Origin of the sequence: Ochrobactrum sp. SFR4 (assembly GCF_019730395.1) — a bacterium.
GTDB lineage: Bacteria > Pseudomonadota > Alphaproteobacteria > Rhizobiales > Rhizobiaceae > Pseudochrobactrum.
On the sequence record NZ_JAAPBB010000006.1, the window covers coordinates 95,296 to 116,498 of the forward strand.

Annotated in this window: 19 protein-coding genes; 7 read left to right on the forward strand and 12 right to left on the reverse strand. The window is 51.8% G+C overall.

Going from position 1 to position 21,203, the window contains the following annotated elements:
• Window positions 1–132 precede the first annotated feature (132 nt).
• Window positions 133–549, forward strand: a complete 417-nt coding sequence (mscL, locus tag HBA93_RS09495; RefSeq protein WP_121993754.1) for a large conductance mechanosensitive channel protein MscL — start codon at window positions 133–135, stop codon at window positions 547–549.
• Between the two features lie 150 nt (window positions 550–699).
• Window positions 700–1,776 (forward strand): AbrB family transcriptional regulator, encoded by a 1,077-nt coding sequence (locus HBA93_RS09500; protein WP_221723113.1) that lies wholly within the window; start codon window positions 700–702, stop codon window positions 1,774–1,776.
• Between the two features lie 35 nt (window positions 1,777–1,811).
• Here the strand turns inward: HBA93_RS09500 and hemA are convergent, their stop codons facing one another.
• Window positions 1,812–3,056 carry a 5-aminolevulinate synthase gene (gene hemA / locus HBA93_RS09505; RefSeq protein ID WP_221723114.1) on the reverse strand — a complete coding sequence of 415 codons (1,245 nt, stop codon included), beginning with the start codon at window positions 3,054–3,056 and terminating at the stop codon, window positions 1,812–1,814.
• A 278-nt stretch (window positions 3,057–3,334) separates the two neighbouring features.
• Between hemA and HBA93_RS09510 the strand changes: the two genes are divergently transcribed.
• Window positions 3,335–4,051 carry a TetR/AcrR family transcriptional regulator C-terminal domain-containing protein gene (locus HBA93_RS09510; RefSeq protein ID WP_122092082.1) on the forward strand — a complete coding sequence of 239 codons (717 nt, stop codon included), beginning with the start codon at window positions 3,335–3,337 and terminating at the stop codon, window positions 4,049–4,051.
• Window positions 4,052–4,150: 99 nt separating this feature from the next.
• On the opposite strand, the gene HBA93_RS09515 is transcribed toward HBA93_RS09510, so the two are convergent.
• The 5 genes from HBA93_RS09515 to proC all read right to left on the reverse strand — a co-directional run bounded on the left by HBA93_RS09515 (window position 4,151) and on the right by proC (window position 9,022).
• Window positions 4,151–5,665 (reverse strand): FAD/NAD(P)-binding protein, encoded by a 1,515-nt coding sequence (locus tag HBA93_RS09515; RefSeq protein ID WP_221723115.1) that lies wholly within the window; start codon window positions 5,663–5,665, stop codon window positions 4,151–4,153.
• Window positions 5,666–5,818: 153 nt separating this feature from the next.
• On the reverse strand, window positions 5,819–6,529 hold the full coding sequence (locus HBA93_RS09520) for a polysaccharide deacetylase family protein (RefSeq protein ID WP_221723116.1): 711 nt from the start codon (window positions 6,527–6,529) through the stop codon (window positions 5,819–5,821).
• A complete protein-coding gene (locus tag HBA93_RS09525) occupies window positions 6,529–7,269 on the reverse strand; it encodes a glycosyltransferase family 25 protein (protein ID WP_221723117.1) in 741 nt (246 codons plus the stop codon). The genes HBA93_RS09520 and HBA93_RS09525 overlap by 1 nt, the downstream gene beginning before the upstream one ends.
• A 182-nt stretch (window positions 7,270–7,451) precedes the next feature.
• Window positions 7,452–7,799, reverse strand: coding sequence for a BRA0787 family protein (locus HBA93_RS09530; protein ID WP_221723118.1), 348 nt, complete (start codon window positions 7,797–7,799; stop codon window positions 7,452–7,454).
• 410 nt (window positions 7,800–8,209) lie between these two features.
• Window positions 8,210–9,022 carry a pyrroline-5-carboxylate reductase gene (gene proC / locus HBA93_RS09535; RefSeq protein WP_221723119.1) on the reverse strand — a complete coding sequence of 271 codons (813 nt, stop codon included), beginning with the start codon at window positions 9,020–9,022 and terminating at the stop codon, window positions 8,210–8,212.
• A gap of 573 nt (window positions 9,023–9,595) precedes the next feature.
• On the opposite strand from proC, the gene HBA93_RS09540 reads away from it, so the two are divergent.
• The 3 genes from HBA93_RS09540 to HBA93_RS09550 all read left to right on the forward strand — a co-directional run bounded on the left by HBA93_RS09540 (window position 9,596) and on the right by HBA93_RS09550 (window position 11,828).
• Window positions 9,596–10,213: a hypothetical protein gene (locus HBA93_RS09540; protein ID WP_221723120.1), complete on the forward strand. Its 618-nt coding sequence runs from the start codon at window positions 9,596–9,598 to the stop codon at window positions 10,211–10,213.
• Between the two features lie 141 nt (window positions 10,214–10,354).
• Window positions 10,355–11,272 carry a bifunctional methylenetetrahydrofolate dehydrogenase/methenyltetrahydrofolate cyclohydrolase FolD gene (gene folD, locus HBA93_RS09545; RefSeq protein WP_221723121.1) on the forward strand — a complete coding sequence of 306 codons (918 nt, stop codon included), beginning with the start codon at window positions 10,355–10,357 and terminating at the stop codon, window positions 11,270–11,272.
• Between the two features lie 112 nt (window positions 11,273–11,384).
• On the forward strand, window positions 11,385–11,828 hold the full coding sequence (locus HBA93_RS09550) for a GNAT family N-acetyltransferase (protein ID WP_221723122.1): 444 nt from the start codon (window positions 11,385–11,387) through the stop codon (window positions 11,826–11,828).
• On the opposite strand, the gene edd is transcribed toward HBA93_RS09550, so the two are convergent.
• The 3 genes from edd to zwf all read right to left on the reverse strand — a co-directional run bounded on the left by edd (window position 11,829) and on the right by zwf (window position 16,250).
• Window positions 11,829–13,643, reverse strand: a complete 1,815-nt coding sequence (gene edd, locus HBA93_RS09555; protein WP_221723123.1) for a phosphogluconate dehydratase — start codon at window positions 13,641–13,643, stop codon at window positions 11,829–11,831. It lies immediately after the preceding gene.
• 226 nt (window positions 13,644–13,869) lie between these two features.
• Window positions 13,870–14,595, reverse strand: a complete 726-nt coding sequence (pgl, locus tag HBA93_RS09560; protein WP_075654390.1) for a 6-phosphogluconolactonase — start codon at window positions 14,593–14,595, stop codon at window positions 13,870–13,872.
• A gap of 179 nt (window positions 14,596–14,774) precedes the next feature.
• Window positions 14,775–16,250 (reverse strand): glucose-6-phosphate dehydrogenase, encoded by a 1,476-nt coding sequence (zwf, locus tag HBA93_RS09565; RefSeq protein ID WP_121993767.1) that lies wholly within the window; start codon window positions 16,248–16,250, stop codon window positions 14,775–14,777.
• Window positions 16,251–16,573: 323 nt separating this feature from the next.
• Here zwf and HBA93_RS09570 point away from each other — a divergent pair, with 323 nt between their 5' ends.
• The gene (locus HBA93_RS09570) at window positions 16,574–17,323 is read left to right on the forward strand and encodes a glucose 1-dehydrogenase (RefSeq protein WP_121993768.1); all 750 of its coding nucleotides are present in this window, start codon (window positions 16,574–16,576) and stop codon (window positions 17,321–17,323) included.
• 58 nt (window positions 17,324–17,381) lie between these two features.
• Here HBA93_RS09570 and HBA93_RS09575 read toward each other — a convergent pair whose 3' ends face one another.
• The 3 genes from HBA93_RS09575 to HBA93_RS09585 form a co-directional block, all read right to left on the reverse strand.
• A complete protein-coding gene (locus HBA93_RS09575) occupies window positions 17,382–18,680 on the reverse strand; it encodes an NAD(P)/FAD-dependent oxidoreductase (protein ID WP_221723124.1) in 1,299 nt (432 codons plus the stop codon).
• A 233-nt stretch (window positions 18,681–18,913) separates the two neighbouring features.
• The gene (locus HBA93_RS09580) at window positions 18,914–20,347 is read right to left on the reverse strand and encodes a glutamine synthetase family protein (RefSeq protein ID WP_116086925.1); all 1,434 of its coding nucleotides are present in this window, start codon (window positions 20,345–20,347) and stop codon (window positions 18,914–18,916) included.
• Between the two features lie 599 nt (window positions 20,348–20,946).
• The gene (locus tag HBA93_RS09585) at window positions 20,947–21,180 is read right to left on the reverse strand and encodes an SMc00767 family acetate metabolism repressor (RefSeq protein WP_022710500.1); all 234 of its coding nucleotides are present in this window, start codon (window positions 21,178–21,180) and stop codon (window positions 20,947–20,949) included.
• Window positions 21,181–21,203: the final 23 nt, after the last annotated feature.

Consider the following 21,203-nt stretch of genomic DNA (forward strand, 5'->3'; position numbering starts at 1 on the left):
TTTGTATGCAACACTTCAGGATAATCAAGCAGTAAGCTGCTTTCTGATCTTGAGACTATAATAATCTCCGCTACTTTGTTTTTATTGCCGGATATAAAAAGAGTAAGCCCCCGTACTTGTAAAGGATAGCTCATGCTAAAGGAATTTCGTGAATTTGCCCTCAAGGGCAATATGGTCGATTTGGCCATCGGTGTCATCATCGGCGGCGCATTTGGCGGTCTGGTCAATTCCATCGTGAATGACATTATCATGCCGATTATCGGTCTCATCACCGGTGGTATTGATTTCTCCAACATGTATATCCAGCTTGCCGGTGAGCCGAAGGGTACATTGGCGGCAGCGCGTGAAGCTGGTGCAACCATTGCTTACGGTAATTTCATTACGCTGCTGATTAACTTCCTGATTATCGCCTGGGTTCTGTTCCTTGTTGTTAAAGGCATGAACCGTATGAAGAAAAAGGAAGAGGCCAAGCCTGAAGCTGAAGCCGCAATTCCGGCGGATCAGGTTCTGCTGACAGAAATCCGCGATCTTCTGGCGAAAAAAGCCTGATTATAAAATTCTAAACCCGGCCTCAGAAATGAAGCCGGGTTTATTTTTAATTTGTCTGAGATTTTGGTTACATAAAATGTAACCGGCTAAACAAGACTCCGGCGCGACGATTATGCCTGCCATCGGAAATGCTCTGGTTAAGAATATCCCATGTCCCGTCAGCTCTCTCTGAAAAATCTCTATGCGCTTTTCCTGACATTTCTGATTGCCGGCAGTGGTGCCGCAATCGCTTATCTGACCGGATTGCCCATTCCTTTTCTGCTCGGATCAATGTGCAGTGTGACCATTGCATCTCTGAGCGGTATCCGCATTTACCTGCCTGTCTGGTTGCGCAATGCGGTTTTTATCATGCTCGGGCTGCAAGCCGGTTCCGGTGTGCGCCCTGAAACGCTGAGCCAGATTGGCGAATGGCCTTTGAGCTTTATGCTGCTGTTTGTAATGCTGGTAACTGTGACCGGTTTTACCTTTATGTTGCTGCGCTACGTGTTTCGCTGGGATGCACAAACCGCATTTTTTTCCTCTTTGCCCGGTGCCCTGTCTTTCGTGATGGCTGCAGCCAGCGAAACCCGAGCCGATCTGGTTAAAATCACCATTATTCAGACTGTGCGCCTGTTATTGTTGATCGGCCTGCTGGCACCGGTGCTTAATGTGCTTGGGCAATCCGCACCGCATATTGATTTTGTTGCAGGTTCAGGCAACCAGCAGCAGGAGTGGCTGTGGCTGTTTGCTGCGGGCGGTCTTGGTGCGCTGATCGGGCATTACAGCCGTTTACCGGGCGGGATGATGCTGGGAGCACTGCTTGCCAGTGCGCTGGTCTATGTAACGGGTTTTGTAACAGTGCGGGTGCCGCCTGAAATGGCGGACTTCGGTATGGTTGTTCTCGGTGTTCTGATCGGCTCGCGCGTTGATGCACGGCATCGCGGTGCTATTCTGAATTATTTGCCGGTAGCACTGATGGCTTTCATCATTGGTACAGGAACCGCCGCGGCAATCTGTGCGCTGGCATGGTTGGCAACGGGGCTGCATCCGGCGCAGATTGCGCTGGCTTTCGCGCCGGGTGCATTGGAGGCGCTTACAGTGATTGCTTTCTCACTGGGCGTCGATCCGGCCTATGTGGCTTCGCATCATGTCGTACGTTTTATGATGATTGCGATCTTTGTGCCGTTTCTTGCCAGATCGCTGCGTCGTATGGATGAAAAGCAAACAGCCGCACAGGCGGAACTCTGAACGGCTGTCAGGATTAAAACCGGCACGCAGCACCATCAAGCGGATTGTTTCAGCGGGCTACCGGTAAAATCTGTCGCATAAGGAATGTTCAGAGCCTGCCAGACTTCCAGCAGGGCTTCTTTCAGACCGGCAATCAGCTCTTCCCCGTGAACAGGGGTCGGTGTGATGCGCAGGCGCTCGGTGCCGCGTGGCACGGTCGGGAAGTTGATCGGCTGAATATAAATGCCATGAACTTCCAGCAGGCGATCCGAAGCTTTTTTGCACAAATCCGCATTGCCGACAAAGAGCGGCACAATATGCGTTTCAGTCGGCATAACCGGCAGACCGGCACGTTTTAGCGTATCTTTGGTCAGTTGTGCGTTTTTCTGCTGCAATTCGCGTTCGGTGCCCGAGGTTTTGAGATGACGAATGGCTGCAACGGTCGCATTGGCAATTGCCGGCGGCAGGGCTGAGGTGAAGATGAAGCCCGGCGCATAGGAGCGCACAGCATCAACCACAGCTTTGGAGCCGGTAATATAGCCGCCCAGTGTGCCGAAGGATTTGGCTAATGTACCTTCAATAATATCAATACGATGGCTCAGACCTTCGCGTTCTGAAATGCCGCCGCCGCGTGCGCCGTACATGCCAACGGCATGCACTTCATCAAGATAGGTCATGGCATTATATTTTTCAGCCAGTTCCACGATTGCTTTCAGCGGTGCCACATCACCATCCATGGAATAGACGGATTCAAAAACGATCAGCTTGGCGCGGTCTTTGCCTGCTGCTTTCAGCAGCTCTTCAAGATGCTGCACATCATTATGCCGGAAGATCTGCTTGTCGGCACCGGAATGACGGATGCCGGCGATCATCGATGCATGATTGAGTTCATCTGACAGGATCAGGCAATCCGGCAGGAGTTTGGCAATGGTCGAGATAGAGGCATCATTGGAAACAAAGCCGGAAGTGAAAACCAGACCGGCTTCTTTGCCATGCAAATCCGCGAGCTCATGTTCAAGCTCAACAAGCGGATGATTGTTGCCGGAGATATTGCGTGTGCCGCCGGCGCCGGACCCTTGCGAGACGGCTGCATCAGTCATGGCTTTCAGAACATCAGGATTTTGCCCCATGCCGAGATAGTCATTGGAGCACCATACGGTGATTTCACGCGCCTGACCGTTATGGCGCCAGATTGCTTGCGGAAAGCGGCCGACAATACGCTCCAGATCAGCAAATACACGGTAACGATTTTCAGTGTGAAGGCGGTCAATGGCCGCTTCAAAAAACCGGCTATAGTCCATGAGGCATCTTCCTTTTCTTCACCGTTACCTAATCCTTTAGAGGCGTGACGTCTATAAGGCCATGTGCGGTAAATAGACCTAGGCCGGTTTTGCGGCATTGATTTCAGTCAATCAGGCCGTCTCCGGTTACGGGTTTTTGGTATATTCCGGTTGAAAAGACAGGGACTGTCGTAATTTTAGTCACAATCTGTTGTAAAAGATTGTGTTCAGAGCTAAATGATTTTGCAACAGACTGTTTAATCTTTGTGTTGCAATCATAATTTTCGGACGAGGCGGCTATGAAAAAGCAAATTACGGTAAAGTCATGTGTGGCGCCAAGCCCGCGTATTGGCCGTCCGGCACGGATTTCTCTTGAGGAAATCGCGCGTGTGACGCTGAAAATCGGTCTCGATGATGTGACGATGATTGCAGTCGGTCAGGCGCTCGGGGTCGATCACTCCTCCCTTTATCGCTATGTCAAAGGCCGTAATGAATTGCTGCTCGCTGCTGCCGATCTGGCCATTACCGAACTGGACTGGCGTGGCAATCCTGCCGACTGGTATGAGTTTGCGCAAAATGTCGCCAATTCGGCCTGGGAATTATTCAACCGGCATCCGGGGCTGGCCGATGCCATGCGGGAACTGGAAGTATCCCCGCCGTCCGGTATCCGCGCTTTTGGCGAAATGGCTAACCAGTTTGTGGAATATGGTTTCTCGACTGAGGAAGCCGTTGTGCTGATCGATAGTATGATGGATATGACGGTCGATTACTTCACCGGCTGGCGCAGAGCCTATAAAAAACCGGGTCGCATTGGTGAGCGCGGAATTGAGAAGGTTGTGCAGTCGTGGCAGGCAGAAGCCGCACGCAATCCGGATACGGCGCGGCCGATCCTGATTATGAGCCGGATGATGACGGATCACCCGAAGGATTGGTGGGACAAAAAACTGCTTCTGATCCTTGATGGCGCGCAGGCCGTTTTCAACAGACGTCAGCAGATTTACGAAGCTGCTGAATGAGTGCAGCGGTCTGACCGGCAGCTAGAGCATGTAGCGGAAAAGCGGGGGCCGGTTTTCCGATAATGCCATGCGTAAAATAAAGAGACAGAGCGAGCGCAGTTAAACGCGACACGCTCTATCTGCTGCCTGTCTTATCACTTCTGCTAATGCTTCTGTGTAGCGTGTTACTTCAGGCGCGCCCATTAATTCCCCGAATGTGCCGCGGGCTAAGGGGCCGGCGATAAACAGATTATCAGCAATACAGCCGTCTTTACCGACGGCACGCATGGTTGAATCTGTCTGATCTGTCCGGCTTGTATGCAGGCCGAGACCGGTAGGATCCATTTCAATCAGACCGTCTTCCCGCAGCATTGCCAATGGCGGGCACTGGCCGATAATATCGCCATGTGCAGGGCCGGTTGTGATAATAATGGCGTCAAAATGCTGTGTGGTTGTTTCGGATTGTCCGCGCAGGCGATAGGTCACGATAAAGCCGTGGCCGTTATCAGCACGTGCAGCATCCGTGAGATGCGCGCCGAGAAATTTCAGTGTTCCCGAGCGGCAGCGTTCATCAAGGGCATCATCTGTTTGTGTTGCTAAGCGAAACCTATGCGCATCCCAGAAAGTGCGCAGATGCCGGACAACGCGCTTGCGCTCACTGAGCGGCAGAGCATGCCATATCTCGCCGCCCTGATCCCGCAAAGTATCAATCACTGACTGCCATGGCACTGATTGCTGTGCCGCTTCGCGGATTGTCCGGCGGATATTATGGAGCAATCGCACTGCAGATGTTTCCGCAGGGTTGAGAAAGTCGCCGAAAAAGCGCGGCGGTTTTGGCTCATCGGCTTTGAGCCGCAGATTGGAGCGGGAGCGCAGACCGTGACGGGACAAAACCGTGACATTGCCGCGATGTCCGTGTTGCGACAGACCTGCCACCATATCGGCCGATGTCAGACCGGCACCGACAATCAGAACCGAACTGTCTTTACCTGTCTCCTGCAGTAACTGTCCGAGGGCGTTTGTCTGATAAGGATTGGCAATCAGTCCTTTTGTATGACTATCACCGGATTGCTGAAGTTTCTGCAATGGTGCAGGAAGAGCAGGCAGCGGATGCGATGCGGCAATCACCAGAAAGTCCGCCTCCAGTATTTCGCCTTTATCTGTAGTAACCTGATACCGGCCGGACGGGCAGCGTTTGGCGCTGTCAGCGCTGGCACATATATGTTGCATCTGGCCGCTCGCAAGCAAAGGGGCAAGCTGCTTTGCCATATAGGTGCCGAAAGTGCTGCGTCTTGCATAAATCTGGCCGTTTTCCGTCATTGCTCCCGGATCATTGCTCAGGCTGTGCTGCTCTTCCATCCATCGGGCAAAATGCGGCTTGTCCTCATAAAATATACTCATCCGGTCGGAGAGAACATTGAGACGAAAGGCATCCTCATTTGTAGAGTAAGCCAGTCCGGCACCAAGAGAGGGGCGCGGTTCTATGATTGTAATTTTAAGATTTGCCGGATCGGTGATTGCCGCCAGATGAAAAGCCAGAGAAGCACCGGAGAAACCGCCTCCGATAATGATGATGGATTTTTGCCGGTTTTGAGAATGCGGGCGGTCAGTGCAGGCAGAAGGCAATACAGTCAAAACATATATCCGGCTTCAGGAGGCATACTGTAATCTGTAAGAAAAATATTACAGCTTGTCCCTAGTTTATAGTAATGTAATCCGTTTTTGCAATTCTGCGATAAAGTAATTTTCTTTTAAATTAAACCGGAGCAAAAGTTGTCTCTCCGGCAATCAGAGGCCGAAGAGCTTTTTCAAAAACAGCAATCCGCCATCGGTGCGGCGGATATAGCGACGCGGCAGGCCAAACGGATCATCTGTTGCGCGGGCATGACCGCGTTTCGTGGTGGTTGCATGAACATAACCGGCTTGTCTGGCAATATCGCGTACAGCCTGTGTTTCGCCGCCATAAGGGTAGCAGAAATTGGTGACTTCAGCGCCGAGTATTTCTTCAAGAACTTTCTTGGAACCGGCGATCTGCCGTTCTGCTTCCTGCAAATCCGCATCGGGCAGATAAATATGGTCAAGTGTATGCGCGCCGACTTCATGGCCGTGTGCAGCCCAGTCGCGCAATTGCTCAGCACTCATGCAGGGAATTTCAACAGCACCTTTCGGAATGTCCCATTCATTGCGTCCGCCGATCTGATTGGCCACAAAATAATTGGTGGCGGTAAAACCCAGCTCATTCAGCACGGGCATGGCATGCTGATAGACATTGAGAAAACCGTCATCAAACGTGATAACCGCAACCTTACCCTGTTTTTTGCCCTCAAGATAAGGGCGGGCATCGTGCATGGACAATCCCTGATAACCCAGTCTTTTCAGCCAGCGCATCTGCGAACGGAACCGGTTCGGATGCACATGCAGACTGCGGAACGGCTTGTCAGACGCAGGCGGTACATCAATCGAATGATAAAGAAGAATGGGAATAGCGGAAGATTTCATCAGGCTTTTCCGGATTTGCGGGAATAGGTTTTGACGCTGTGCCGGTAGAAAGGCCGCATCAGTTCTCTGTGCAGTTTATGCGCCAGAGAACGGTTCTGTTTCAAGGTGCTGCCGCCCAGATTGGCTGATATTTCCTGTATGCCACCCGGCACGACAGAAAGCGGTTGCAATCCGGTTACCCAGTTCATCTGGGCAAAAGTATCAACGGGGCGGTCAAATCTTTCTGTCGCTTTTAGCAAGGTCTGCGCGGCATCACGGGTAATCAGCTGTGCTACCATACCAAGCCCGACAGGTACCGGACGAATGACTTTCGTTGTTCCCTGTTCAAAAACAACAGCGCCGGTCTCACGGTCAGAACGGAACGGCAGACGCACCAGTCCGCCTTGTTCGGCAACCACAATGGCTGCCTTAAAGGCCGCAGGGAAGTCGGTTGTCAGCGCCACATCATCTTCGAGTACAAGTGCTGCATCCAGATTTTGATCGATGATTGTCTGCCATGTTTTACGGTGCGAGAGGAAACAGGCAATTTCGTTGCGGCTCAGGCGGAAGGGATAATAAGGCTTGTGCAGGCGCGTCTGATAGGCTTGTGCGGCATCTGCATCACCCAGCTGTTTTGCATCAACAGCCGTAATGATTTCTGCCGGTACCGGTAACCGGGAGATCAGTTCACTCACCTGTGCACGGCGTTCTGTTGCGCGCTCCAGATGAATGATGAATGCTTTAATTTGCGGCTTTTGCATGACTAACCTTTGCCGGATCGGCTGATGTTTTTTGCTGATCGCAGCCCTGCGACCACATATAAGAATTGCCTATAGCAGCTTAAAGGTCTTGTCGGAAAGTGAGAAATATTACTCATGTAAAATGGAAAACGGGCAGATAAAAATCTGCCCGTCTGTTGTATTTTGGGAGGGCGGAGCACCGTTTAATTGAAACGCGCAGCGATCACCGGATTGCGTGTATAATTCCGCAGTGCCTGACGCAGTAATCCTGAAGCATCTGCATAGGTGGCGGGGAAGTCTGCGGGCTGATATTGCATAATATGCGGTATCGCTGCCTTTAACGACTGCAGAACATGTTGCGGAAGCCGGTCTGAACATTGAGTCAGGCGGCGGAAAATTACACTGATGCGCACGGATTTTCCGTAAACGGCAACGTGAGGCTCCTGACCGGCCATATCCCAGTCTTCATAGGCATGAACAGCTTCGTGAAAACCGTTCAGCAGATAAATTGATGCATGTCCGTTATGGAGCGGCGGCAGTAAACTTGACATTCCTGTCTCCTCTGTCGGGCTGCTTACTGCAAACTTTCCTTGCATGGAGTTCGCAGTAATTTGAAAAAATGCCTGTTTCTGTGTTTGCGGCGTACAGACAGGCCGTTGAAAATATAAATCTGTTTCCGGCATTAAAGCCTGAACCGGAAAGTGCCGGCTGATTATCGCCTGATTATATGACAGTTCTATAATGGACGGCTGTTTCAGCCTGCATTTTGTTAGGGTTTTTAACCCGCAAAGACGATCGTGAAACAAAGATCGTGCCTGTCAGAGTAACGAAAATATCGCTCTGGTAAATCCCGATATTATCGTACTTTCGGATAATGCTGTAAAAAAGAAAAATCTTTTTAAAATACAAAAAGAGAGAAGATGCCTCGTCCTCTCTCCCCGTGGAAATGCAGTATTGTGTTTCAGCTTTTTCCGAGTTCAACAGAGCGGTTACGGGCAGCTTCAACCGCTTCGCTGACAAGATTTTGCAGGCGGTTGTCGCCCATCAGCACTTCGAGGGCAGCTGCCGTTGTCCCGTTAGGGCTGGTGACATTAATGCGCAATTGCGATGGCGTATCCGTGCTTGCTGCAGCGAGAGCGCCTGCACCGTAAACTGTCTGCATGGCCAGCATGGCAGCAACATCCTGCGGCAAACCGGCGGTTACACCAGCTTGTGTGAGGCATTCAATGAAATGAAATACATAAGCGGGGCCGGAGCCGGATACTGCGGTTACGGCATCCATCAGGTTTTCATCTTTGACCTGTGCGACCTGACCGCTGGTTTCCAGTAATTCTTCGGTAAAGCGCATTACATCTGCCTGCACATTACGATTGGCAAATGTCACCATCATACCCTTGCCGATCGCTGCAGGTGTGTTTGGCATACAGCGGATGATCGCTGCCTGTGTGCCCAGAATTTTCTCGAACAAGGCAACCGGTGTGCCGGCAGCCACACTGAGAAAAGCCGAGGCAGATGCATGGTTTTTATAGGCAGGCAGAATGTCCTGGATAACCTGTGGTTTGACCGCAATAATAATCAGTTGCGGAGAGTCGCTAATCCCTGTGCTGTCCGGCAGCGCTTTGACACCGAGTTTTGCTGCGCGTTCACGCAAACCGTCTGCCGGCTCAACCACTGTCACGTCGGAAGGTTGTAATTTACCGGAGGAGAGCCATCCTTGCAGCATGGCAAATCCCATATTGCCGCAACCAACCAGAACAACAGTGTTATTTGCCATCAAATGCCTCTCCTGTGATTTGCCCGACCATAGAACATTACACCGGCAGATGGAAATATCGTTCGCTGTGCAGAGTGATATTCCTGCTTCGAGATGGCGGTTGTGTCACATTAATCAGATAAATGTGAAATTTATTTCTTATAGTGGTTGCCAGAGTCATTAAGGTTTTGTTAACCATAAGGCAGAGTGATTTGCACCGGCTTCGCCGCGCTGCAAAGGCGTAACGGGTAAACGTGATTTACATTGTGAAATGCGTTGCTTCTGGCGTGTCGCTTATCTGCGAACAGTTTTGAAAAGCATTCATGATCTGCTGTGAATTTTATTCCGGTCGGTCAGGTTCTTTTGAGTCCGTTTTTTCGGACGGAACAGGCTTTTCGGACATGGGATTTCCAAAGCCCTTTCGGTTCTGGTCGGCTTTGGAAATGCGCGGAGAAGAGGCAAAGCACTCTGATACCGGATGCCGTTTGTGTATCCGGCGAATATTATGCCTGTGTCTTTGGCGCATATTATGCCTGCGTCTCTGGCGCATATTATGAATGACTGTGTAAATAAATTTTAAGACGGGGCGGCATTATGGAGCGTGATAATAAATTTTCCGGCACATTACCGCTTTTGGCCTATGCACCGCAGGATTTTGGCCTGAATATTCAGCGTTCCCGCGCTTACCGTGCGCGCGCCGCAATGGGGCGTACTGGTGTGCAGCCGCTGCGCAGCCATGCGCAGGCTCCGGCACAGGCTCCCGCACAGACACCGGCAAAAGCTGAGAGAGCTGTGCTTGCCGAACCTGCACCGGCTGCGTCATCTTCTTTGTTCAAAAAACTGTGGCTGAACCTGTCCGGCCTTATAAAGCGCGGCAAACAAGCTGAAACCGCTGCGGATCAGCCTGCGCAGCCGGTAGCCACAAGGCAAATTCCTGTCGCGCCTGTGGCAAGGCAGATGCCTGTGAGACAGGCTGATGCGGAACCGCAGGAGCTGAAACAGCAACCGGCGGAAGAGGCTATTGCGGAAACGCACCAGCCGGTTTCCAAAACCTATGCTGCCATGCGCAAAAATGCACTCGGCAATGCAGTCGCAGATCAGGCTATTCCGGAAGCCACAGACCTTTCCCATGCACTGGCCGAAATCCGGCAGGCATTGCGTGAGCACGAGAAGCTGGCCAATGCCAGACAGAATGAAAATTCGTCACGTTGATGCCGTTATTCCGATAGCATGACTGTTTTTTGATTGTCATCATCGCGCTGGCAGATTATGCGGGGGCAGGATGTGAGCGCGTGGCTTTGTGATCCCGCAATTTCGGCCTTGCATTGTTTTTTTGTCTGACGGAGTTGTGAGATGACGACTGAAACGAGCGGCGCAAAAGTAATCGATGGTAAATTGCTGGCAGAAGATGTGGTGGCGGCGGTTAAATCCGCAACATCCGACCTGTTAAATACAACCGGCATAAAGCCTGGTATTGCTGTGGTGATCGTCGGGGAAGATCCGGCCAGTCAGGTCTATGTCGCCTCCAAAGGCCGCAAGGCACGCGAATGCGGCTTCCACTCCGTACAGCACACATTGACTGAAGATACATCTGAGGCGGATCTGCTGGATCTGATCGACAGTCTCAATAATGATCCTGCCATTCACGGTATTCTGGTGCAGTTGCCGCTGCCGAAACATATTGATGAAGGTCGTGTCATCCAGACGATTGTGCCGGATAAAGATGTTGACGGTTTCCATTATATCAATGTCGGCAAGCTCGGCACCGGCGCTGTGGACAGTGCTTTTGTGCCATGCACACCGGCTGGCAGCATGATTATGATTGAGCGTCAGCTTGGCCGTGACCTGTCCGGTCTTACAGCAGTTGTTATTGGCCGCTCCAATATTGTTGGCAAGCCAATGGCGAATTTGCTGCTTGCAGCCAATGCCACCGTTACTGTTGCCCATAGCCGCACTAAAGATCTGCCAGCTTTGGCACGCACGGCTGATATTCTGGTGGCAGCGGTCGGCCGCCCGCAAATGGTCAAAGGTGACTGGATCAAACCGGGTGCGACTGTGATTGATGTGGGTATTAACCGCATTGATGCCCCGGAAAAGGGCGAGGGTAAAACCCGTCTCGTCGGTGATGTGGATTATGCCGCGGTTGCAAAAGTGGCCGGTGCGATTACGCCGGTTCCGGGTGGTGTCGGTCCTATGACCATTGCAATGCTGATGGCCAATACGCTGGTCGCCGCTTGCCGTGCAGCCGGTGTTAAGGCACCGAAATTTTGAAATTGTGCGAAAGCACTAAAGTTCTAAAGTGTTTTTACGCATAAATTCGGATCAGTCTTATGACTGTCACGGGCGCAGCAAAATATTGTTGCGCCCGTATTTTTGAGAATCAATGGTGATGCTGACAATCCTGCCTTTTGCCCCGTTCGGTGATGATTATGCTGCTTTGCTTGCCGAGAGTGTGGCGCAGGGACAGCGTATGTTGCAACGCCTGCGGGATAACTGGCAGAGTGGCGCTAACCTGTTTGATCAGAATGGTGAAATCTTAATCGCAGGATTTATCAATGATGAGTTGGCCGGTGTGTGCGGGCGTAATATTGATCCATACAATGTTGATACGCAGCAGGGACGTGTCCGCCATCTCTATGTGGCGCAGCGTTTTCGTAGGAACGGTGTTGGTTCTGCTCTTGTCCGGTATATCTTGGATGATGCTGCAGAACATTTTTCTTGCCTGACCACGAATGCACCGGAAAGCGCATATGCGTTTTATCAAGGGCTCGGTTTTGCACGGGTCACAGATAATGTAACTGTGACCCATTGTTATTGCTTCGGTTAATCAGAAAACTGATGCGCCCTGATCCGCATGGCCTGCAATATGCCGGAATGCGGAGAACAATTCCCGTCCCATGCCGAAATGATTACGGGTAAGATCAGGTGTTTCAATATTGCGCGATTGCAATTCATCCCCGCCCAGCAGAACAGACAGGGTGCCTTGCACGGCGTCAAGGCGGATAATGTCGCCTTCCTGAATTTTCGCAATCATACCATTATCAAGGGCTTCCGGAGTGACATGAATGGCAGAAGGCACTTTACCGGATGCACCGGAGAGACGGCCATCTGTCACAAGTGCCACGCGCTGTCCGCGATCCTGCAAAATGCCAAGCACAGTCATCAGCTTGTGCAGTTCCGGCATGCCATTAGCCTTCGGTCCTTGATAGCGGACAACGGCGATGAAATCACCTTCGAGCTTGCCTGCCTTGAAAGCATCCTGCATTTCCGACTGATCGTGGAAGATCTTTGCAGGCGCTTCAATCACATGGCGATCCGGCTTGACGGCCGAAACTTTAATGATAGCACTGCCAATATTGCCGCTCAGCACTTTAATGCCACCATCCGGCTGGAAAGGCGCATTGGCTTTGGCCAGAACTTTGGCATCAGCGCTGATTTCAGGGGCAGGATTACGGGCAATCGTGCCATCCGCATTGAGCGCCGGTTCAATCGTATAGTCGCGTAGAGTCTCACCCCAGACGGTACGCACATCTTCGTGCAGCAGACCGGCATCCAGCAATTCACGGATCAGATAACCCATGCCGCCGGCGGCGTGGAAATGGTTCACATCAGCCAGTCCGTTCGGATAGACGCGGGCAAGCAGCGGCACAGCAGCCGAAATATCGGAGATATCCTGCCATGTCAGTTTGATGCCTGCGGCTGCGGCCATGGCAATCAGATGGATGGTGTGGTTGGTGGAACCGCCGGTGGCATTGAGGCCAACAACACCATTGACGAAAGAGCGCTCATCCAGCATTGCGCCGACCGGCGTATAATCATTGCCGCAGGCGGTGATCTGCAAAGCGCGCTTGGCGGCTTCCTTCGTCATCGCATCGCGCAATGGCGTATTCGGATTGATGAAGGATGAACCCGGAATATGTAGTCCCATGATTTCCATCAGCATCTGATTGGAATTGGCTGTACCATAGAAAGTGCAGGTGCCGGGGCCGTGATAGGATTTGGACTCGGATTCCAGCAATTCTGCACGACCGACTTTGCCTTCCGCATAAAGCTGGCGGATGCGGGCTTTTTCATCATTCGGCAGGCCGGATGTCATAGGCCCTGCCGGAATGAAAATCGCAGGCAAATGACCAAAGGTAAGGGCGCCGATCACCAGCCCCGGTACAATCTTGTCGCACACGCCGAGATAGACGGCAGCGTCAAACATATCATGGGACAGGCCAACGGCAGTGGCCATGGCAATAACGTCACGGGAGAATAGTGACAGTTCCATGCCCGCAAAACCTTGCGTAACACCGTCACACATTGCAGGCACGCCACCGGCAACCTGCGCAATACCGCCTGCCTCGCGCGCGGCTTGCTTGATAAGCTGCGGAAACGTCTCAAATGGCTGATGCGCAGAAAGCATATCATTATAAGCGGTGATAATGCCGATATTGAGCAGTTGATCGCCTGCCAGTCCCGCTTTGTCGGAAGGGCCGCAGGCCGCAAAACCATGAGCCAGATTGGCGCAACCAAGCGCAGTACGTACAGGCTTTCGTGATGCAGCTTCACTGATCCGCCCCAGATAGGCTTCACGGGTCGGGCGGGAGCGCTCGATAATCCGGTTTGTAATCGCCTGCAGGGTTTGATTCACGGTCATTTCAGTCTCCCGTACCGGTCAGAAACCGGTCATGCGCATTAATATTTAAACCGATTTAATAAATGTTTTAATATACGGAAAGTAAGTATAGCGAAAGAGTGGAAAAAGGCTGATGCGTCTATAAAGCGCACGGGAATGGACAGGGGAGAAAGGAAGCACAATGCGGCTCATTCTCCGGCCGTATATCAACGGAGAATGAGCGGATAATGCAGTAATCGCTTTGGGTTTATGGTGCCCAGTAAAGCTGTACGGCTTGTTTCGCATGGGCAAAAACGGCGCGTACGGGCATCAGATTAATATCTGCTTCGCTGAAATCACTGGCCAGTGCTTCTTCCAGAACAGCCAGTTTCTTCTGCCCTTCAATATGCAGGATCAGCAGATCGGCATTTGCAATCACCGGCAGGGTAAGGGTCAGACGCGGTTCGCCTGCGCCTTCAGCCTGCATTGGCAGCACAACAGCACGGGTTGTCGGATCAATGGCCTGATCCAGCCTGCTGCCGCCACGGAAGAAAGAGGCGGTATGACCGTCATTGCCCATGCCGAGAACCACAACGTCAAAGGGTTTCGGCAGTGCATCAATGCGGTTTGCAGCAGTAACCGCAGCAACACTGGCTGTCTGGGCAGGAATATAAAGACTGACAAAAACGGCCTGCGCCGCTTTGTTCTGCAAAAGATGTTCGCGCGCCAGTTTCTCATTCGAACGGTCATTGTCCGGCGCTACAAAACGTTCATCGACAAGAGTAATCGTAACCTGTTTCCATGCCACATCCTGCATGGAGAGCGCCTCAAACAATTGTACCGGCGTTGTACCGCCGGATACAGCGAGTACGGCCTGTCCTTTGGCCGCGACTGCTTTATTCAGTTGATCCGCGATTGTCCCGGCTAATTGCAGCGCCAAAGCGGATGGCTCTGCAAAATCATGCCTTTCAATATTGGTTATGTCAGTCTCCATCAGTGTTTCTGCGCCTTTACACCCCTATGTGGAGTGTGGCGCAGTCATTTTGTATCTTTATACAGAATACCGCCTCAGACGGTATTCATTTCCTGCCTTTTTAGCGGTGCTCCGGCCTCAATTTTTATTACGGTTCTTGTATCCCAGTCTCCTCAGAGACTGTCATGCCCTCGGTCTCGTCAGAGACTATCATGCCAAGTACGGCCGTCACGCTCGATCAGGGCGATAGAACCGGAAGGCCCCCATGTGCCGGATGTATAGCCCTGAACTTTCTGTTCATTGCTCTCCCAGGCTTCCAGAATAGGGTCAATCCAGCGCCATGCGGCTTCAACCTCATCGCGGCGCATGAACAGCGTCTGGTTGCCGCGCACGACATCCATAATCAGCCGCTCATAGGCATCCGGATTGCGCTCGTCAAAAGAATCCGCAAAGCTCATATCCAGCGGAATATGACGCAGACGCATACCACCCGGACCCGGATCTTTAATCATGATCCACTGTTTTACGCCTTCATCCGGCTGCAGGCGGATGACCAGCTGATTAGCAATAATCTGTCCTGCACTGCTTTCAAAAATCGAATGGGGAATAGGTTTGAACGTCACCACAATTTCTGAAACGCGTTCGGCCAGTCTTTTGCCGGTGCGCAGATAAAACGGTACATTCGCCCAGCGCCAATTGCCGATCTCGGCTTTCAGTGCGACAAAGGTTTCGGTATTGCTGGTATTGCTTTCCAGATCATCGAGATAGGACTTCACCGGCCCGCCTGCAGAAGCGCCGGCGCGGTACTGGCCGCGCACAGTATTTTCCTGCGCATTATCGACGGTAACAGGCACGAGCGAGCGCAGCACTTTAACTTTTTCATCATGCACAGCGTCGGCTTCCAGTGAAGCCGGCGGCTCCATGGCGACAAGGCACAGCAATTGCAGGATATGGTTCTGCACCATATCGCGCAGCGCACCGGCTGTGTCGTAATAGCCTGCACGTCCTTCAAGTCCGACAGCTTCCGCAACAGTAATTTGCACATGGTCAATATGGGCTGAGTTCCACAGCGGCTCATAAAGCGCATTGGCAAAACGCAGCGCCATCAGATTTTGCACTGTTTCTTTGCCGAGATAATGGTCGATACGGAAAATCTGGTCTTCGCGGAAAACACTGCCGATCGTGTCATTGAGGATTTGTGCGGACGCCAGATCACGGCCAATCGGCTTTTCAACGACGATACGTGTGTGATCGCTGATGAGATCATTGCTCTGCAAGCGCTGGGCAATATCGCCGAACAGGCTCGGGCTGACAGCAAGATAAAAAGCGCGGATATCCGCCGGCTTGGTTTTGATGAGTTTTTTCAGCGCAGGCCAGCCCTGATCGGACTTGGCATCAACTGCTACATAGGAGATGCGCTGCAGAAACTGTTCGATCTGCGCTTCATCAATCTCGTCTTTTTTGACATGTTCATGAATGGCATTGCGGGCAAATTCACGATATTCGGCATCGCCCATTTCACTGCGGGATGCACCGATAATACGGGTCGGTTCGCTGAATTGTCCGGCACGCTGGCGCTGGTATAAAGCGGGGATCAGTTTACGTTCGGCAAGATCGCCTGAGCCGCCGAAAACGATGCAGTCAAAGGGCTCTACCGGAATTGTCTGGCTGGTCATGAACCTGTCTCTTTATTCGCGTTTTCCTGATGAGTTCAAAGAATATCTCAGGATATGGAGAGAAAGTGGTGGGATTTGGTCCGGGAACGGAACGATAGTCGAAGCAGTGATTTGCATTATAATCTAGCGAAATAACAGCGTTGACAATAGTGGCTTTTTAAATCGATTTAATGAATCGATTTAAAAATGTTAATTTTACGGGTACTTATACTTGGGCAAACAGAAAACCGGCGCTTTCTCCTGCAAGATTCCCTTAAGGTCTGAAATGCTTTATGCATTGGAATGACTGATTTGCATTGTAATGAAAGTTTCTGGAGAAGAGTATGGCACGATTGAAAGATAAAGTGGCTATTGTGACCGGCGCCGGTTCTGGTTTCGGTGAGGCAATTGCCCGTCGTTTTGCGCTGGAGGGCGCGAAAGTAACCGTTGCCGATATTAATCCGAAACGTGCTAATGATGTTGCAAGTTCTATCGGAAAAAATGCTGTGCCGCTTGCTGTGGATGTATCGCGGAAAGATGATGTTGAACGGCTGGTCGGGGTGACGCTGCAACAATTCGGCCGTCTTGATATTATGGTCAATAATGCCGGTTTTGCTTATAAAAACATGCTGCTGACTGATGTGCCGGAAGATAGTTTTGATTTGATTACAGCTGTGAATATGAAGGCGCTGTATCTGTCCACGCTGGCAGTTGTGCCGGTGATGCGTAAGCTGGGCGGCGGTGCGATTATCAACACAGCGTCCATCGGTGCACAGCATCCGCGCAAAGGCCTGACCTGGTATAATGCATCCAAAGGCTGGGTGATGAGCGCGACTAAATCCATGGCGCTGGAACTGGCCGATGATAAAATCCGCGTCAATGCAATTTGTCCGGTGGAGAGTGAAACCGAAACACTGAAACTGATCCTCGGTCAGGATACGCCGGATGCTCGTGAAGCGCTCAAAGCTTCCATTCCTCTCGGGCGCTTCTCTAAGCCGGATGATATTGCCAATGCCGCTCTGTGGCTGGCCAGTGATGAAGCCGCATTTGTCACCGGTACATCTGTTGATGTGGACGGCGGCTACAGCCTGTAAAACAAAAACAGCCCGCCGGTTACACATAACCGGCGGGCTGTTGTCATTGATTAGTGGTTTATATGCGATCCATCATGGCAAACCATGAGAGCGCAAGGAAAAGCAGCGGTGCACGGAATGTGCGACCGCCCGGAAATGCCGGTACTTTCAGCATTTCAAACTGGCGCAGGCGTTCGCGATTGCCGGTCACCGTCTCGGCATAGAGTTTACCCATAAAATTGGCGAGCATCACGCCATGGCCGGAATAGCCGCCTGCGCTGATGACATTGGGCATAACCTCGCGCACAAAAGGCTGACGCGGCATCGTAATCCCAACCGAGCCACCCCAACTATGCGTGATCTCAATATCTTGGAGTTGCGGATAGATTTCCGTAATCTGGCGGCGGATATGGGTGGTAATGTCACGCGGATTATCGGCCGTGTAGGCTTCGCGTCCGCCAAATAGCAGCCGCCCGTCTTTAGAACGACGGAAATAACGCACCACAAAACGGGAGTCGTCGACGGATTCACCGCCCGGTAAAACGTGGCATGTATCATCCAGCGGCACAGTCGCGCCGATAAACGAGCGGATCGGCATCACATGGGCTGCGCTGACCGGCTCCAGATTGCCGCCATAGGCATTGACTGCGATCAGGGCTTTTTCCGCATTGATGATGCCGCGTGCGGTTTTGACGATCACACGGCCATTGGATGAGGTAATGCCGGTGGCTTTGCTGTTCTCATAGAGTTTCGCGCCCGCCTGAGATGTGGTTTTCGCCAGCCCGATCAGAAGTTTAAGCGGGTGAATATGGCCGGTACCGCTGTCATAGGTGCCGCCGAAATAGCGTTTTGAACCGAGTTTTTCGGCAACTTCATCGCGTTCCATATAGCGCAGATGCGGATAGTTGAAGCGTGTAGCCATAATTTCGCTATGGGCTTTATATTGTTTGTCATAGCGCTGTTTATGCGTCACAGACATGTGCCCCTGCACATATTCCATGTCGATATTATGCTGTACGGCAAAGCTTAAAAGATGATGTTTGGCTTCTTCCGCCAGATCAAAAAGTGCTTTGGCATGGTCGAAACCATATTGCTTTTCCAGATCTTCCGCACCGCAGCGCTGGCCGGTATTCAGCTGGCCGCCATTGCGGCCTGATGCACCGTCACCGAAGCGCGCTTCATCCAATAACACGACATTAATGCCCTGAACCGCCAGATGATAGGCCGCAGACAGGCCGGTATAGCCACCGCCGATAATAACGACATCCGTCTGGACTGATCCGTCAAATTCGGGATAGCGCGGCCGCTCACTGATACTTGCCTCATACCATGACAGTCCTGGAGAAATCGGGCTCTGATAATGCTGTGACTGCTGCATGAGATGCCTATACGTCGGAGAGCAAAATGTGTCTGATTTAAAAGTCACCATGCCGGTCTGTAAACGGCGACTTCTGCGCTTCCGGTGCTCACGTACTTTTATGTACGCTGCGCGCCGGTTCTCGAAATCACCGTTTTCGCCACGGCCTGCCGCTTTTTCATGCAGACACGAGTCTATAGTCCGGCAGAAATTGTTCCGGCACATTGATTAAAAGCAATATGCCGGAAGGAATATTATACGTTGAGCAGCAGATATTCCCGCTCCCACGGGCTGATCACTTCCATGAAAGTCTCAAACTCTGCGCGTTTGATCGCGGCATAGGTGGTAGCAAAACTTTCGCCGAGCAGAGATTTCAGTTCCGCATCTTCTTCAAACAAGTTGACTGCCTCGATCAGACCGCGCGGCAGTTCCACCTCATTACGGTTGACAGATGTAGCAACAGGTGCATCCGGCATGATCTTGTTTTTCAGTCCGATCAGGCCACAGGCAAGCGAAGCTGCCAGCGCCAGATAAGGATTGGCATCGGAAGACGGAATGCGGTTTTCCACACGTCGTGCTTGCGGGTCTGAACGCGGCACGCGCAGGGCGGTGGTGCGGTTATCATAGCCCCATTTGACATTGACCGGCGCAGAGGCATCCGGTGTCAGGCGACGATAGGAATTCACATAAGGCGCAAACATCACCAAGGCATTCGGCACATGTTTCTGCATGCCGCCGATGAAATGATAAAATGCTTCGCTCTCGGTGCCGTCTTCATTGCTGAAGATATTCTTGCCGGTCTTTTTATCGACAATAGACTGGTGAATATGCATGGCAGAACCCGGCTGACCCTGAATAGGCTTGGCCATGAAAGTCGCATACATATCATGTTTGAGTGCTGCTTCACGGATGGTGCGCTTGAACATGAAAGCCTGATCGGCCAGTTCAATCGGATCACCGTGGCGCAGGTTGATTTCCAGCTGACCGGCACCTTCTTCGTGGATCAGCGTATCAATCTCCAGCCCCTGCGCTTCGGAGAAATGATAAATATCGTCAATCAGTTCGTCGAATTCATTGACGCCGGCAATAGAATAGCCCTGACCACCGCCAATAGCGCGACCTGAGCGGCCAACCGGCGGAGTGAGCGGATAATCGGGATCGGGATTTTTGCGTACCAGATAGAATTCGATTTCCGGCGCTACAACCGGCTTGAGGCCGAGTTTGGCATATTCATCGACCACACGCTTCAGCACATTGCGCGGGGTAAACTCTGCTACGCGACCGTCCTGATAAACGAGGTCGCACAGAACCTGCGCCGTCGGGTCAGATTCCCACGGTACAACGGTGAGGGTTGAGAGATCGGCGACAAGACGCAAATCGCCGTCATCCTCCGGATAGACAAAGCCGTGACCGTCATCCGGATAGTCGCCGGAAATCGTGACCATAAAGACAGCGGATGGCAAAGCCAGTGTGGAATTGGAGATGAATTTTTTGGACGGCATCATCTTGCCGCGGGCAACACCGGCCTGATCGGGGGTGATGCATTCAATATCTTCAATATCGCGCCATGCCAGCCATTCAGAAGCTTCTTTCCAGTTTTTGACGCCGCGCAGCGACTTGACATAGGCTGGTGTGCCGCGGCGTACAGTTTTGCGCGGTTTTTTCTTCTCAGTAGGTGTGACAGGCATTAATCACCGGATAGCTGTTTACGTTAAGGTCACTATAGCTTCTCATGTGACCTTTAACAAACAGAGTAGCATTTGTGTGTGTAAGCGTAAGTCCTGTTGTCAAAAATATTTTTTGGCGGGAACTGCGGAAAATAATCGCTTTTGAAATACGCAGGCTGCCCGGAAATACCTTGGAAAATTTGAGGATAATGCAAGGTAATCAGTCATGATATCAGGGCAGCCTGCGATTGTGCGGTTCCATTCGTGTCTGATCTAAAATCACCTGACATGGCTGCAAATGGCAATTTTCTGTGCTTCGGTACTCACGTACACATGGCGCCGCACGTCCATAGGACGTGCAAAGGACGCCATGATCTTTAGTTGCTGCATAATCTTATCTTCCATCGTACGATGAAAGGATTATGCAGAAGTACGCTCCGTTCCGATGCTCGCAAACCGCCATTTTCGCTCATGCCAGCCGCTTTTTGATTTAGACACTTAAAAATACCACCCTGAGGAAATGCGGGAAGGGTGGTTGGGGGGATGGAGCCGAACCTGAGAAAGACGGTGCTGTCCCGCCTTTTTATGAGAGGACAGGACAGCAGGGAGGATGCTTGGTTTTAACTGCGGGTTACAACAACTGGTGTCAGCAGATCACCCCACTGGCCTTCGCCGCCATGATGGCGGGCGGAGCGCACCAACTCAACGGATACGCCTGCATCAACGGCTTTCATAACAGCATGGTTGAGGCGGTGAAGATCGTTGGCCAGCATGCGGATTGCAGCCTTCTGGTCTTCTGTCATAGCCGAAGCTTGTTCTTCGGCCCGTTCTTTAACCTGTGGTTTGGTCATCATGGTCTTTGTCCTTGGGTTATAGT